The following is a 14,428-nucleotide window of genomic DNA, read 5'->3' as shown; positions in this document are numbered from 1 at the left end:
CTCAATGCAGCCACAACTTCCCTGGAAGGGATCGCGGCGCATTGAAAAACACTGAGACAAGAGGGAGCGTCATGCGCCACACCTTGGTTTTTTCCGCATTGCTGGGCGCCGGCCTGTTGGCCGCCACGTCCGCGAGTTTTGCCGCCAGCGACAGTCTGGTGTTCTGCTCCGAAGGCAGCCCGGCCGGTTTCGATACCGCGCAATACACGACCGCGACCGATAACGACGCCGCCGAACCGCTGTACAACCGTCTGGCCGAGTTCGAAAAAGGCGCGACCAATGTCGTACCGGGCCTGGCAACGAGCTGGGATATTTCCGAGGATGGCCTCAAGTACACCTTTCACCTGCGTGAAGGGGTGAAATTTCATACAACGGCGTACTTCAAACCTACCCGCGATTTCAACGCCGACGACGTGCTGTTCACGTTTAACCGCATGCTCGATCCGCAACAGCCCTTCCGTAAGGCTTATCCGACCGAGTTCCCGTATTTCAACGGGATGAGTCTGAACAAGAACATCGCCAAGGTCGAAAAGACCGGGCCGCTGACCGTGGAGTTCACGCTCAACAGCGTCGACGCCGCGTTCATCCAGAACATCGCCATGAGCTTCGCCGCCATTCTGTCTGCCGAATACGCCGACAAGCTGCTGGCCGAAGGCAAGCCGAGCGACATCAACCAGAAGCCGATCGGCACTGGCCCGTTCGTGTTCAAGAGCTATCAGAAAGACTCGAACATCCGCTACACCGGCAACCCGCATTACTGGGATCAGAGCCGGGTGAAGCTGAAGAACCTGATTTTCGCGATCAATACCGACGCTTCGGTCCGCGTGCAGAAGCTCAAGGCCGGCGAATGCCAGGTCACGCTGCATCCACGCCCGGCCGATGTGCCGGCACTGAAGAACGACTCGAAACTGCAACTGATCGAAAAGCCGGGCTTCAACCTTGGCTACATTGCCTACAACGTGCGCCACAAACCGTTCGACCAGCTCGAAGTGCGTCAGGCGCTGGACATGGCGGTGAATAAACAGGGGATTCTCAACGCTGTTTACCAGGGTGCCGGCCAACTGGCGGTCAACGCCATGCCGCCGACCCAATGGTCCTACGACACCACGATCAAGGACGCCGCCTACAACCCGGAAAAAGCCAAGGCACTGCTCAAGGCTGCCGGCGTCAAGGAAGGCACCGAGATCACCCTGTGGGCCATGCCGGTGCAGCGCCCGTACAATCCGAACGCCAAGCTGATGGCCGAAATGCTCCAGGCCGACTGGGCGAAGATCGGTCTGAAAGTGAAGATCGTCAGCTACGAATGGGGCGAGTACATCAAGCGCACCAAGAATGGCGAACACGATGTCAGCCTGATCGGCTGGACCGGCGACAACGGGGACCCGGACAACTGGCTCGGCACGCTGTACAGCTGCGACGCCATTGGCGGCAACAACTATTCCATGTGGTGCGACCCGGCTTACGACAAGCTGATCAAAGAGGCCAAGGTCGTTACCGACCGCGACCAGCGCACCGTGCTCTACAAACAGGCCCAGCAGTTGCTCAAGCAGCAAGTGCCGATCACGCCTGTCGCCCACTCGACGGTCAACCAGCCGCTGAGCGCCAGGGTTGAAGGGTTCAAGGTCAGCCCCTTCGGCCGCAACGTGTTTTCGGGTGTCAGCATCGATTAAACCCATAACCGATTAGCCGCAATGCTGAGGAGGCTGTCTACCTCCTCACGCAAGCGCTTTGCCGAAATTTGCCGATCAGGCCTTTTGCAAACGTTTGCGATGTGTGAATGAGTTCTAAAACCAAAAACCGGCCCAACAAAAAAAGCCGGCATAAAAAGAAAGTAAAGGAGCTTCACCCATGAAACTGAGCAGCACCGCGATACTGGCCTTGGCCATCAGCAGCATCACCGCCACGGCGTTTGCCGAGGAGCAGAGCCAGGCGTTCACCCCGGTGACCGTCAACGAGAAAAGCGCCCAGGCTGACGCCACCGGCTTCCTCGAAGGCTCCAAGATCAGCGGCACGACCCGTAACTGGTACGCCAACGAGCAACTGAAGCGCGGCGGCAAGTTCACTTACCGCAAGGACGGCGTTGCCACCCCGACCGATCGTCGTATCAACTGGGTACAAGGCACCATCGTCAACTTCACCTCCGGCTTCACTCAGGGCACCGTGGGTGTCAGCACTGAAGTAGCCGCCTACAACGCCGTGGCCCTGGAGCGTGATCGCAAGGCCCTGGCCTCCAACAACGGTGGTGCACCGGGTTCGCGTCCAGGCGCGGGCAACAACCGAACCCTGACCAAGGAAGGCGGTGACGCTGAAGGCCAGTGGAGCAAACTGGGCCTGGCCAACGTCAAGTTCCGTGTTTCCAACACCACCCTGACCGCCGGTCGCCAGAACTTCAGCACGCCAATCGTCGACACCATCGGCAACCGTGCGCTGCCTTCGAGCTTTGAAGGTGTGAGCCTGCACAGCGAAGAGCTGAACAACCTGTCGTTCGACGCCGGCAGCTTCGACCGCGTATCGCCGCGTACCGAAGAGAGCCTGTCGAAATTCCGCACCGAGTACAGCGCCAACGGCGCCGAAACCGATCGCGTGAGCATCGTCGGCCTGAACTACCAGCCGCTGCAGAGCCTGAAGACCAGCCTGTACGCCTCCAAGGCTGAAGACTTCTGGAACCAGTACTACTTCGGCGCCACCCACGAACTGGGTGACAGCAACGTCGTGAGCCTGACCACCGGCCTGAACTACTACAAGACCGTCGATACCGGCAAGAAAGAGATGGGCAACATCGACAACGACACCTACTCGCTGTCGTTCGGCCTGACTCACCAGGCCCACAGCCTGACCTTCTCGTACCAGGCGATCAACGGTGACGAATACTTCGACTACCTGCACGAAACCAACGGCATCTACCTGGCCAACTCCCTGCTGTCCGACTTCAACGGCCCGAACGAGAAATCCTTCCAGGTCGCCTACGGTCTGAACATGGCCGAATACGGCGTGCCAGGCCTGAAGTTCAACATCTACCAGGCCCGCGGCTGGGGCATCGACGGTACTCACTACACCGGCACTGCGTATGACGTACGCAACATGGACGGCGAGCACCACTACGAATACGGCATCGGTGCCACTTACGCGGTACAGAGCGGCCCGCTCAAGGCGACCACCGTGCGTGCCACCTACACTGCTCACCGCGCCAGCGAAAACCAGGCTGACGGCAGCATCAACGAGTTCCGTCTCGTGACCACCGTACCGTTCAACATTCTGTAAAAACGCGTGCCGACGGCTGACTCAGTGACGAGTCGGCCGTTCGGCTTTTTGTCTTCAACCGATTGCAGAGGGTTATCGATGAAAATGCTTCCCCTACGTGCGGCCGTCGCTGCCGCCCTGTTGAGCGCCGCCATCGGCGTCTCGGCCAAACCCTTGGTGGTCTGCACCGAAGCCAGTCCGGAAGGCTTCGATATGGTCCAGTACACGACTGCAGTCACTGCCGACGCGGTGGCCGAAACCATCTTCAACCGCCTGGCCGACTTCAAGCCCGGCACCACTGAAGTGATCCCGGCGCTCGCCGAGTCCTGGGACATCAGCGACGACGGCCTGACCTACACGTTCCACCTGCGCAAAGGCGTCAAGTTTCACACCACCGAATATTTCAAGCCGACCCGCGACCTGAACGCCGACGACGTGGTCTGGAGCTTCCAGCGTCAGCTGGACCCGAATCACCCGTGGCACAAGCTGTCGAGCGTGGGCTTCCCGTACTTTGAAAGCATGGGCTTCAAGGAACTGCTCAAGAGCGTCGAGAAAGTCGACGACAACACCGTCAAGTTCACCCTGACCCGCCGCGAAGCGCCGTTCCTGGCCGACATCGCCATGGCGTTCTCCTCGATCTACCCGGCCGAATACGCCGACCAGTTGCTCAAGTCCGGCAAGACCGGCGACCTGAACAACAAGCCGGTTGGCACTGGCCCGTTCGTCTTCCAGCGCTACAACAAGGACGCCCAGGTTCGCTTCAAGGCCAACCCGGACTACTTCCGTGGCAAGCCGCCGGCCGATGCGCTGATTCTGGCCATCGCCACCGACAACAACGTGCGCCTGCAGAAGCTCAAGGCCAACGAGTGCCAGATCGCGCTGTATCCGAAGCCGGATGACATCCCGAGCATCAAGAAAGACGACAAGCTGAAAGTCGATGAAATGGACGCGATGACCGTTTCCTACATCGCCATGAACACCCAGCACAAATACATCAGCGACGTGCGGGTGCGTAAAGCGATCGACATCGCCTTCGACAAGGAAGCCTACGTCAACGCGCTGTTCGGCAAGGGCAACGCGACCGTCGCGGTCAACCCTTACCCGCCGACCCTGCTGGGCTACAACCACGAGCTGAAGAATCCGCCACGTGACCTCGACGCAGCGCGCAAACTGCTCAAGGAAGCCGGCGTGCCGGAAGGCACCGTGTTTACTCTGTTTACCCGCAACGGCGGCGGCCCGACCAACCCGAACCCGATGCTCGGCGCGCAAATGATGCAGGCTGACCTGGCGAAAGTCGGGATCAAGATCGACATCCGCGTGATGGAATGGGGCGAAATGCTCAAGCGCGCCAAGGCCGGCGAACACGATATGGTGTCGGCCGGATGGGCGGGCGACAACGGCGACCCGGATAACTTCCTGACGCCTATGCTCAGTTGCGAGGCCGCCAAGAACGGCGAAAACTACGCCCGCTGGTGCAACGAGAAATTCCAGACCCTGCTCGACGAAGCTCGGGCTAAAGTAGATCCGGCCGAACGCGCCAAACTGTATGAAGAGGCCCAGGCGATCTTCAATCAGGACCAACCGTGGATCAGCATGGCCCACACCCGGATGTTCACGGCAATGCGCAACAACGTAGAGGGTTATCACATCAGCCCTCTGACAACCAATAACTTTGCCACTACCCAGGTGAAGTAGATAAGAAACTCCCGGCCTCCCTGACCCCAGGGTCGCCGGGCACGCCTAACCGGCTGATGAGGTACCACACAAGATGTTTAGTTTTATTGCCCGCCGACTGGGGTTGTTGATCCCCACGTTTTTCGGCATCACCTTGCTGACTTTCGCGTTGATTCGCATGATTCCCGGCGACCCCGTGGAAGTGATGATGGGCGAACGTCGGGTCGACCCCGAAATGCACGCTCAGGCAATGGAACGCCTCGGTCTGAACAAACCGCTGTACGCCCAGTACCTGGACTACATCGGCAAACTGGCCCACGGCGACCTCGGCGAATCCCTGCGCACCCGTGAGAGCGTATGGACCGAGTTCACCTCCCTCTTCCCGGCGACTCTGGAACTGTCCATGGCCGCCCTGTTGTTCGCCGGCGTCCTGGGCCTTCTGGCCGGGGTGATCGCGGCCCTCAAGCGAGGATCCCTGTTCGACCACGGGGTGATGGGCATCTCCCTGGCGGGGTATTCGATGCCGATCTTCTGGTGGGGCCTGATTCTCATCATGTTCTTCTCGGTGAGCCTGGGCTGGACCCCGGTTTCCGGGCGGATCGACCTGCTCTATGACATTGAGCCACGCACCGGTTTCATGCTGATCGACACCCTGCTGGCCAATGACACCGGCGCTTTCCTGGATGCGCTGCATCACCTGATCCTGCCGGCCATCGTCCTCGGCACCATTCCGCTGGCGGTGATCGCACGGATGACCCGTTCGTCGATGCTCGAAGTGCTGCGTGAAGACTACATCCGTACCGCCAAGGCCAAAGGCCTGTCGCCGTCGCGCGTGGTGTTCGTGCACGGTCTGCGCAACGCGCTGATCCCTGTGCTGACCGTGGTCGGCCTGCAAGTCGGCACCCTGCTGGCCGGTGCGGTACTGACCGAGACCATCTTCTCGTGGCCCGGCATCGGCAAATGGCTGATCGAAGCCATCGGCGCCCGGGACTATCCGGTCGTGCAGAACGGCATTCTGTTGATCGCCTGCCTGGTGATCCTGGTCAACTTCGTGGTGGACATCCTCTACGGCTTTGCCAACCCACGCATCCGTCATCAGCGCTGAGGTCAATACCCATGAGCACTCCAACATCCTCAGTAGTCACCGCTGCACCTGGCGCGGATCAAAGTCTGCTGTACCCGTCTCCGTACAAGGAATTCTGGCAAGCCTTCGCCAAGAACAAGGGCGCCGTTGCCGGCCTGCTGTTCATGTTGCTGGTGATTTTCTGCGCGATCTTCGCGCCGTGGGTCGCCCCGCATAACCCGAGCGAGCAATACCGTGACTTCCTGCTGACGCCGCCGGCGTGGCTCGAGGGCGGCCAGATGCAGTTCCTGCTCGGCACCGATGAACTGGGTCGCGACCTGCTGTCGCGTCTGATCCAGGGTTCGCGCCTGTCGCTGCTGATCGGTCTGTCGTCGGTGGTGATGTCGCTGATTCCGGGGATCCTGCTGGGTCTGTTCGCCGGTTTCTTCCCGAAAGTGGTCGGCCCGACCATCATGCGTCTGATGGACATCATGCTGGCCCTGCCATCGCTGCTGCTGGCCGTGGCGATCGTCGCCATCCTCGGCCCTGGCCTGATCAACACCGTGATCGCGATTGCCGTGGTTTCGCTGCCGTCCTACGTGCGTCTGACCCGTGCTGCGGTGATGGGCGAACTGAACCGCGACTACGTGACCGCTGCGCGTCTGGCCGGTGCCGGCCTGCCACGCCTGATGTTCATCACCGTGCTGCCGAACTGCATGGCACCGCTGATCGTCCAGGCAACGCTGAGCTTCTCTTCGGCGATCCTCGATGCCGCCGCCCTGGGCTTCCTCGGCCTCGGCGTCCAGCCGCCAACCCCTGAGTGGGGCACCATGCTGGCTTCGGCCCGCGACTACATCGAACGCGCCTGGTGGGTCGTGAGTCTGCCTGGTCTGACCATTTTGCTCAGCGTGCTGGCAATCAACTTGATGGGCGACGGTCTGCGCGATGCGCTGGACCCGAAACTCAAGAACGCCGCCTGAGGAGATTCCCATGTCACTGCTAGAAATCAAGAATCTCAACGTTCGCTTCGGCGACAAGAACGCCACACCGGTGGTCGACGGCCTCGACCTCAAGGTCGACAAGGGCGAAGTCCTGGCCATCGTCGGCGAATCGGGTTCCGGCAAGTCCGTGACCATGATGGCGCTGATGGGCCTGATCGAGCACCCGGGGATCGTCACTGCCGACTCTCTGAGCTTCGACGGCAAGGACATGCTCAAACTGAGCAATCGCCAGCGTCGGCAGATCGTCGGTAAAGACCTGTCCATGGTGTTCCAGGACCCGATGACCGCGCTGAACCCGAGCTACACCGTCGGTTTCCAGATCGAGGAAGTGCTGCGCCTGCACCTGAAAATGTCCGGCAAGGCCGCCCGCAAGCGCGCCATCGAACTGCTGGAAAAGGTTGAAATTCCCGGCGCTTCGAGCCGTATGGACGCCTATCCGCACCAACTGTCCGGCGGCATGAGCCAGCGCGTGGCAATTGCCATGGCGATTGCCGGCGAGCCGAAACTGCTGATCGCCGACGAGCCGACCACCGCACTCGACGTAACGATCCAGGCGCAGATCATGGACCTGCTGCTGGCGTTGCAGAAAGAGCAGAACATGGGCCTGGTGCTGATCACTCACGACCTCGCCGTGGTGGCTGAAACCGCCCAGCGCGTCTGCGTGATGTACGCCGGTCAAGCCGTTGAAGTCGGTCAGGTGCCGCAACTGTTCGACATCCCGGCGCACCCGTACAGCGAAGCGCTGCTCAAGGCGATTCCGGAACACAGTCAGGGTGCCGAGCGTCTGGCCACACTGCCGGGCATCGTTCCGGGCCGTTACGACCGCCCGCAAGGCTGCCTGCTGTCGCCGCGCTGCCCGTACGTGCAGGACAGCTGCCGCGCGCAGCGTCCGACCCTTGATCCGAAAAGCCACAGCCTCGCCCGCTGCTTCTACCCGTTGAACCAGGAGGTGGCGTAATGGCCGTCGTACTTACCGCCCGCGACCTGACCCGTCACTACGAAGTCTCCCGTGGCCTGTTCAAGGGCCACGCGACCGTACGCGCCCTCAACGGTGTGTCGTTCGAGCTGGAAGCCGGCAAGACCCTCGCCGTCGTGGGCGAATCGGGCTGCGGCAAATCCACCCTCGCCCGTGCCCTGACCCTGATCGAGGAGCCGTCGTCCGGCTCCCTGAAAATCGCAGGGCAAGAAGTGGCCGGCGCCGACAAGGCCCAGCGCAAGCAACTGCGCAAAGATGTGCAGATGGTGTTCCAGAGCCCGTACGCGTCGTTGAACCCTCGGCAGAAGATCGGTGATCAACTGGCCGAGCCGCTGCTGATCAACACCAACCTGTCGGCCGCCGAACGTCGCGAACGAGTCCAGGCGATGATGAAGCAGGTCGGCCTGCGCCCCGAGCACTACCAGCGTTATCCGCACATGTTCTCCGGCGGTCAGCGTCAGCGTATCGCGCTGGCCCGCGCCATGATGCTGCAACCGAAAGTGCTGGTGGCGGACGAACCGACCTCGGCGCTGGACGTGTCGATCCAGGCGCAGGTGCTGAACCTGTTCATGGACATGCAGCAGGAGTTCAACACCGGTTACGTGTTCATCTCGCACAACCTGGCGGTGGTGCAGCACGTGGCCGACGACGTGATGGTGATGTACCTCGGGCGTCCGGTGGAAATCGGTCCGAAGCACGACATCTATGCCCGCCCTCTGCACCCGTACACCCAGGCGCTGCTGTCGGCGACTCCGACCATCCACCCGGATCCGGACAAGCCGAAGATCAAGATCGTCGGCGAGCTGCCCAACCCGCTGAACCCGCCACCGGGCTGCGCGTTCCACAAGCGCTGCCCGTACGCGACCGAACGTTGCAGCGCGGAAGAGCCGGCCCTGCGCCAGCTCGACACCCGTCAGGTAGCGTGCCACTACGCCGAACAGTTCCTCGACGGCGCGGCATAAAAAACCCGCCCTGTTGCCGGGGCGGGTCGTTAAAGCGTTGACCAAACCTCTTCTTTCTCGATTGCGCATCAGTCGGGGAAGAAGGGGTTTTCTTTTGTCTGCAATCTATGTCTGGCTGTCGCCATCGTCCGGATCATCGGTGTCCGGCTCGTCGGTGGTCGAGTCGTCATCGTCCTTGCTGCCACCCTGATCCTGATCACCGGGTTCGGATTCGGACTTGGCGAGCATGATCACACCCGCGTGCCCCTGGGCCGCATTGAAGCCCTGTGCGGGCGCCGCGCTGCTCGCCCACGCTGCCGTGGTGCCAAGCGTCAGCATCACCAAAACCTTAAGCAACAACACTATGCGTTGAAAAATGCTCATAAGCGTTTCCATCCTTTCGTGGTTGAAGCCAGAGTGCCGGTCCGGCGCTGAATAAAATCTAGTTCCGATCAGCCGGGTTCACCAGATAGGACGCTAACCAATGCCCATAATTGCTGCGGGTGGACAGACCGCTTTCGAATAACCCCCATAACCGGATCAGCTAAGCGAGGCGGCCTTGCGGCTTTGCACGGGCTGGCTGGCCGAGACGCGCAACCGGGTCGCCAGACAAACCAGCGGGACCGACATGACTGCCAGCACCGCACTGGCTACCCAGACGCTGTGCCCACCGAATAGCCCGTAAAGCTGTCCGCTGAGCACCGGCGACAGCAGCGCACTCGCGCTCCAGGCCATGAAGAACAGACCGAAGTACTGGCCGCTTTTGCCGCGTTGCGCATGCTGCATGACCAGCACATTCAGCGGCGGCATGAACAGCGCCTCCCCCAGCGTCCAGACCACCGTCGACAAGCAGGCATAAAACAGCCCGGAACCCAGTGGCAGCATGCCGAGCCCGACCGCCAGCAACACGCAACCGGCGATCAAGGGCCGCCGCGAGCCCCAGCGTTCGCCCCAATGCGAGATTGGAATCTGCAACGCCACGACAAGGACCGCGTTGATTGCGAACTGCCAGCCGATGGCCTCGGTACTCAAGCGATAGTAGTCGCGCAGATAGTTGCCGAGGGTGCTGTAAACGGTGTCGAACGCCATGCCCAACAGGACGGTCGCCGCCAGCAACCAGAGAAAGGGTTTGTCGCGGTATGGCAGGCCTGAGCCGGCCTGCGTCTCTGGCGTTTCGTCCGCGATCAGCACCGTTCGCCGCCAGGTCGTGCGGACAAACCAGAGCAGCGCCACCAGCGTCAGCGCCGCGCTGATGAAGAACACCCAGCGAAAATCCGTCTGCGCCAGAACTCCGCCCGCTATACCGGCGGCGGCCATCCCGAGATTCCGCGCAATACGGCTCAGGGCCTGCGCGCGCGGTCGCTGTGCAACCTCGCAATATTCCATGATCAAGCGCTGATGCAACGTACGGATCGCACCGTCGATCGTACCGCTGAGCAACAGCAACCCGGCCAGCAACGGCACTTGCGTGACCAGCCCTAGCCCGAGCAGCACCCACGCCGAAACGAAGAACAGCGCGGCCGTCAGCCGTGCGGTGCGGATATGATCGCTGAGCAAACCGCCCAGCATCGAACCGATCAACAGGCCGCCGCCGTACGCCGCCAACAGCCAGCCGACCGTCTCGATGGCGAAGCCCAGCTCCTGGCGCAGATACAACGCCATGAACAGCTTGACCATGCTGCTCAGGCGATTGATGAACAAAAGCGCCGCGAGTACCCAGGCCATCGTGGAGAAGTAACCATCGAATCGCAGCAAATGAATGAGCCGACCGGTCATTCCGTTGATCCTTCAGAAAGCTCGCTTTGGGCCTTGAACACTAGACCTCGTCGCCCGGATTGTCGCGGCTAAAAACGCCGCTGCGGTAAAAGCAGACACAAACCACAAGCGTTCGGGAAAGAACCTACAACGGCAGTCACCACCACCGCCCGGGCAATAAAAAGCCCCGAGGCTCGCGCCTCAGGGCTCTGGATGTTGCAGTCAGCGCTTAGTGATGCTCACGGGTCGCACGGAATTTCACGTCCGGCCAGCGCTCTTCCATCAGCGCCAGGTTGACCCGGGTCGGCGCGAGGTAGGTCAGGTGACCGCCGCCGTCCAGCGCGAGGTTTTCCACAGCCTTGTTGGAGAATTCCTCCAGCTTCTTCTTGTCGCTGCATTCGATCCAGCGCGCGGAGTACACGGTGATCGGCTCGTAGGAGCACTCGACCTTGTATTCCTCTTTCAGGCGGCTGGCGACCACATCGAACTGCAGCACACCGACGGCGCCGAGGATGATGTCGTTGCTGCGCTCCGGGAAGAACACCTGGGTCGCGCCTTCTTCGGCCAGCTGTTGCAGGCCCTGGCGCAGTTGCTTGGATTTCAGCGGATCACGCAGGCGTACGCGGCGGAACAGTTCCGGGGCGAAGTGCGGGATACCGGTGAAGCCCAGGGTTTCGCCTTCGCTGAAGGTGTCGCCGATCTGGATGGTGCCGTGGTTGTGCAGACCGATGATGTCGCCGGCGTACGCCTCTTCCAGCTGTTCACGCTCGGAGGAGAAGAACGTCAGGGCGTCGCCGATGCGCACGTCCTTGCCGGTACGCACGTGGCGCATCTTCATGCCTTTCTCGTACTTGCCGGAGCAGATACGCATGAAGGCGATGCGGTCGCGGTGTTTCGGGTCCATGTTCGCCTGGATCTTGAAGATGAAGCCCGAGAACTTCTCTTCCACCGGCTCCACGGTGCGCTCGTTGGCCACACGTGGCAGCGGGCGCGGGGCCCAGTCGACTACCGCGTCGAGCACATGGTCGACACCGAAGTTGCCCAGTGCGGTACCGAAGAACACCGGGGTCAGCTGGCCGTCGATGAACTCCTGCTGGTTGAACTCGTGGCAGGCGCCCTGCACCAGTTCCAGCTGTTCGAGGAAGCGGTCGTACTCGTCACCCAGGTGGGCGCGGGCTTCGTCGGAATCGAGCTTTTCGATGATCTTGGTTTCGGTGCGTTCGTGACCGTGACCGGCGGTGTAGACAATGATGTAGTCGTCCGCCAGGTGGTACACGCCCTTGAAGTCGCGGTAGCAACCGATCGGCCAGGTGATCGGCGCGGCCTTGATCTTCAGGACGGCTTCGATTTCGTCGAGCAGTTCGATCGGGTCGCGGATGTCACGGTCGAGTTTGTTGATGAAGCTGACGATCGGCGTGTCACGCAGACGGCAGACATCCATCAGGGCAATCGTACGTGGCTCAACACCTTTACCGCCGTCGAGAACCATCAGGGCCGAGTCCACCGCGGTCAGTGTGCGGTAGGTGTCTTCAGAGAAGTCTTCGTGGCCCGGGGTGTCGAGCAGGTTGATCATGTGTTCGCGATACGGGAACTGCATGACCGACGTGGTAATGGAAATACCCCGCTGTTTCTCCATCTCCATCCAGTCGGATGTCGCATGGCGATCGGATTTACGGGATTTCACCGTACCGGCCACTGCAATCGCCTTGCCCATCAACAGGAGCTTTTCGGTGATCGTGGTTTTACCGGCATCGGGGTGGGAAATAATGGCGAAAGTGCGGCGTTTCGCGACTTCGGCGGCCTGTCTGGTCATGGGAAATCGCCTGGCGGTGATTCAAAAAAGGGCCGCGATTATAGCCCAAGTCAAGACAATAACCGAACCGTTGAGCACATTAAGGGTGGCCAAATGCTGCCTCAGATGGGAACCTTTTAAAGCACGGAGACGTCCATCCCCTGTTACGACTTTTCGTCAGGGGCTGAAAAATCAGCAAGTTAGCCTGACGAGGCTGCGCTCATGGCTCGCTTTCAGACCGCTTTTCGCCGGTGCTGGGGGAGCTGCTTCTCGCGAACGTTCACTCCCGGCAGCCAGGCATGGCATGCCACTCGGGACAGCGTCCGCCGACTATAAAAAAGGAGTCCGCCTGTGGCTATCCGCTATGGCAAAGGGCTGATGGGAGGTGCGGTGGTGATCGCGCTCCTGGCCCTGCTGGTCCACTGGATCGGCATCAACACGATCGAACACTACCGCGACGATTTGTTGTTTTACCTGCAAGCTCATCTGATTCTCGTCCTCGCTTCAATGCTGGCCGCCCTTGTCGTGGGCATCCCCGCCGGTATCTTCCTGAGCCGCCCGACCATGGTCGGCCGCGCCGAACGCTTCATGCAGATCTTCAACATCGGTAACACCGTGCCACCGCTGGCCGTACTGGCGATTGCCCTGGGGATTCTCGGCATCGGCAGTGGTCCGGCGATCTTCGCTTTATTTCTCGCCTCGCTTTTGCCGATTGTGCGCAACACCTACGAAGGCCTGAAAAACGTCCAGGGCTCGCTGAAAGAAGCCGCCACCGGCATCGGCATGACCCCGCGCCAGGTGCTGTGGCAGGTCGAGTTGCCCAACGCCGTGCCGATCATCGTCGGCGGTGTGCGGGTGGCATTGGCGATCAACGTCGGGACTGCGCCGCTGGCGTTCCTGATCGGCGCCAACAGCCTCGGCAGCCTGATTTTCCCCGGCATCGCCCTGAACAATCAGCCGCAACTGCTGCTCGGCGCCGCGTGCACCGCACTGCTGGCCCTGCTGCTCGATGGCGTGGTCACCCTCGCCAGCCGCCTCTGGCTGGAACGCGGTTTGCGCCCGTCTTAAGGCTTCGGCAAAGGAATATTCATGAAACGACTTAGCTTGATTCTGGGCTGCGCCCTGCTGTTCGCAGGATTTGCCCAGGCGGCGGAAAAGCCGCTCATTCGCCTCGGCGCCCGGGTATTCACCGAGCAGACCCTACTCGCGGAAATCACCGCCCAATACCTGCGCAGCAAAGGCTACGACGCGCAGATCACCGGCGGACTGGGCAGCAATCTGGCCCGCAGTGCCCACGAAAGCGGGCAACTGGACATGCTCTGGGAATACACCGGGGTGTCGCTGGTGGCCTACAACCATGTCACCGAGAAACTCGACAGCGAACAGTCCTACGCCCGGGTCAAAGAACTCGACGCGAAAAAAGGCCTGGTCTGGCTGACCCCGTCGAAATTCAGTAACACATACGCTCTCGCCCTCCCTAAAAAAGTGGCTGAGGAATATCCGCAGATCAGCAACATCAGCCAGTTGAACGACGTGTTGCACGCTGAAGCCAAGACCAATCATCTGGTGGCGCTGGACACCGAGTTCGCCAACCGCTCCGACGGTCTGGACGGCATGGTCAAGCTCTACGACATGAACCTGACCCGCCAGAACATCCGGCAGATGGACGCGGGGCTGGTCTACACCGCACTGCGTAACGGCCAGGTGTTTGCCGGTCTGGTCTACACCACCGACGGCCGACTCAATGCTTTCGGCCTGAAGCTGCTGGAAGACGACAAGCATTACTTCCCGGACTACACCGCAGCGCCGGTCGTTCGTCAGGCCTACCTCGACGCCCATCCAAAATTGGCTGAGCAACTCAAACCGCTGGCCGAGCTGTTCGACGACGAAACCATGCGCCAGCTCAATGCGCGGGTCGATGTCGATCACGAAAGCCCTTCCAAAGTCGCTGCCGATTTCCTGCGCCAGCATCCACTGAACTAAAGG

The 14,428-nt window shown here is 61.0% G+C and carries 12 protein-coding genes; 9 read left to right on the top strand and 3 right to left on the bottom strand.

Going from position 1 to position 14,428, the window contains the following annotated elements; translation table 11 throughout:
• The first annotated feature begins 71 nt into the window (after positions 1-71).
• From IF189_RS04335 to IF189_RS04305, 7 genes are all read left to right on the top strand, one after another.
• The gene (locus IF189_RS04335) at positions 72-1,670 is read left to right on the top strand and encodes an ABC transporter substrate-binding protein (RefSeq protein ID WP_192552891.1); all 1,599 of its coding nucleotides are present in this window, start codon (positions 72-74) and stop codon (positions 1,668-1,670) included.
• 178 nt (positions 1,671-1,848) lie between these two features.
• Entirely contained in the window at positions 1,849-3,261 is a 1,413-nt protein-coding gene (locus IF189_RS04330) for an OprD family porin (RefSeq protein WP_134825478.1), read from the top strand.
• A gap of 78 nt (positions 3,262-3,339) precedes the next feature.
• Complete coding sequence (locus IF189_RS04325; protein WP_134825477.1) at positions 3,340-4,935, top strand: ABC transporter substrate-binding protein; 1,596 nt, start codon at positions 3,340-3,342, stop codon at positions 4,933-4,935.
• Positions 4,936-5,008: 73 nt separating this feature from the next.
• On the top strand, positions 5,009-6,019 hold the full coding sequence (locus IF189_RS04320) for an ABC transporter permease subunit (RefSeq protein WP_119426677.1): 1,011 nt from the start codon (positions 5,009-5,011) through the stop codon (positions 6,017-6,019).
• An 11-nt stretch (positions 6,020-6,030) separates the two neighbouring features.
• The gene (locus IF189_RS04315; protein WP_085711819.1) at positions 6,031-6,957 is read left to right on the top strand and encodes an ABC transporter permease subunit; all 927 of its coding nucleotides are present in this window, start codon (positions 6,031-6,033) and stop codon (positions 6,955-6,957) included.
• 10 nt (positions 6,958-6,967) lie between these two features.
• Positions 6,968-7,936: an ABC transporter ATP-binding protein gene (locus IF189_RS04310; RefSeq protein ID WP_085711820.1), complete on the top strand. Its 969-nt coding sequence runs from the start codon at positions 6,968-6,970 to the stop codon at positions 7,934-7,936.
• The gene (locus IF189_RS04305; protein WP_114881404.1) at positions 7,936-8,916 is read left to right on the top strand and encodes a peptide ABC transporter ATP-binding protein; all 981 of its coding nucleotides are present in this window, start codon (positions 7,936-7,938) and stop codon (positions 8,914-8,916) included. Before IF189_RS04310 ends, IF189_RS04305 begins: the two co-directional genes overlap by 1 nt.
• 105 nt (positions 8,917-9,021) lie before the next feature.
• Here the strand turns inward: IF189_RS04305 and IF189_RS04300 are convergent, their stop codons facing one another.
• From IF189_RS04300 to IF189_RS04290, 3 genes are all read right to left on the bottom strand, one after another.
• The gene (locus IF189_RS04300) at positions 9,022-9,279 is read right to left on the bottom strand and encodes a hypothetical protein (protein ID WP_085711822.1); all 258 of its coding nucleotides are present in this window, start codon (positions 9,277-9,279) and stop codon (positions 9,022-9,024) included.
• Positions 9,280-9,435: 156 nt separating this feature from the next.
• Complete coding sequence (locus IF189_RS04295; protein ID WP_192552890.1) at positions 9,436-10,671, bottom strand: MFS transporter; 1,236 nt, start codon at positions 10,669-10,671, stop codon at positions 9,436-9,438.
• Between the two features lie 208 nt (positions 10,672-10,879).
• A complete protein-coding gene (locus tag IF189_RS04290) occupies positions 10,880-12,463 on the bottom strand; it encodes a peptide chain release factor 3 (RefSeq protein ID WP_085608055.1) in 1,584 nt (527 codons plus the stop codon).
• Between the two features lie 357 nt (positions 12,464-12,820).
• Between IF189_RS04290 and IF189_RS04285 the strand changes: the two genes are divergently transcribed.
• The gene (locus IF189_RS04285; protein WP_170931630.1) at positions 12,821-13,510 is read left to right on the top strand and encodes an ABC transporter permease; all 690 of its coding nucleotides are present in this window, start codon (positions 12,821-12,823) and stop codon (positions 13,508-13,510) included.
• A 21-nt stretch (positions 13,511-13,531) separates the two neighbouring features.
• Positions 13,532-14,425, top strand: coding sequence for a glycine betaine ABC transporter substrate-binding protein (locus tag IF189_RS04280; protein ID WP_134825474.1), 894 nt, complete (start codon positions 13,532-13,534; stop codon positions 14,423-14,425).
• Positions 14,426-14,428 lie beyond the last annotated feature (3 nt).

The organism is Pseudomonas sp. IzPS59, from assembly GCF_014863505.1.
Taxonomy (GTDB): domain Bacteria; phylum Pseudomonadota; class Gammaproteobacteria; order Pseudomonadales; family Pseudomonadaceae; genus Aquipseudomonas; species Aquipseudomonas kribbensis.
Note: the sequence above shows the minus strand (reverse complement) of the source record. Positions and strands in the feature narration are given on the sequence as shown.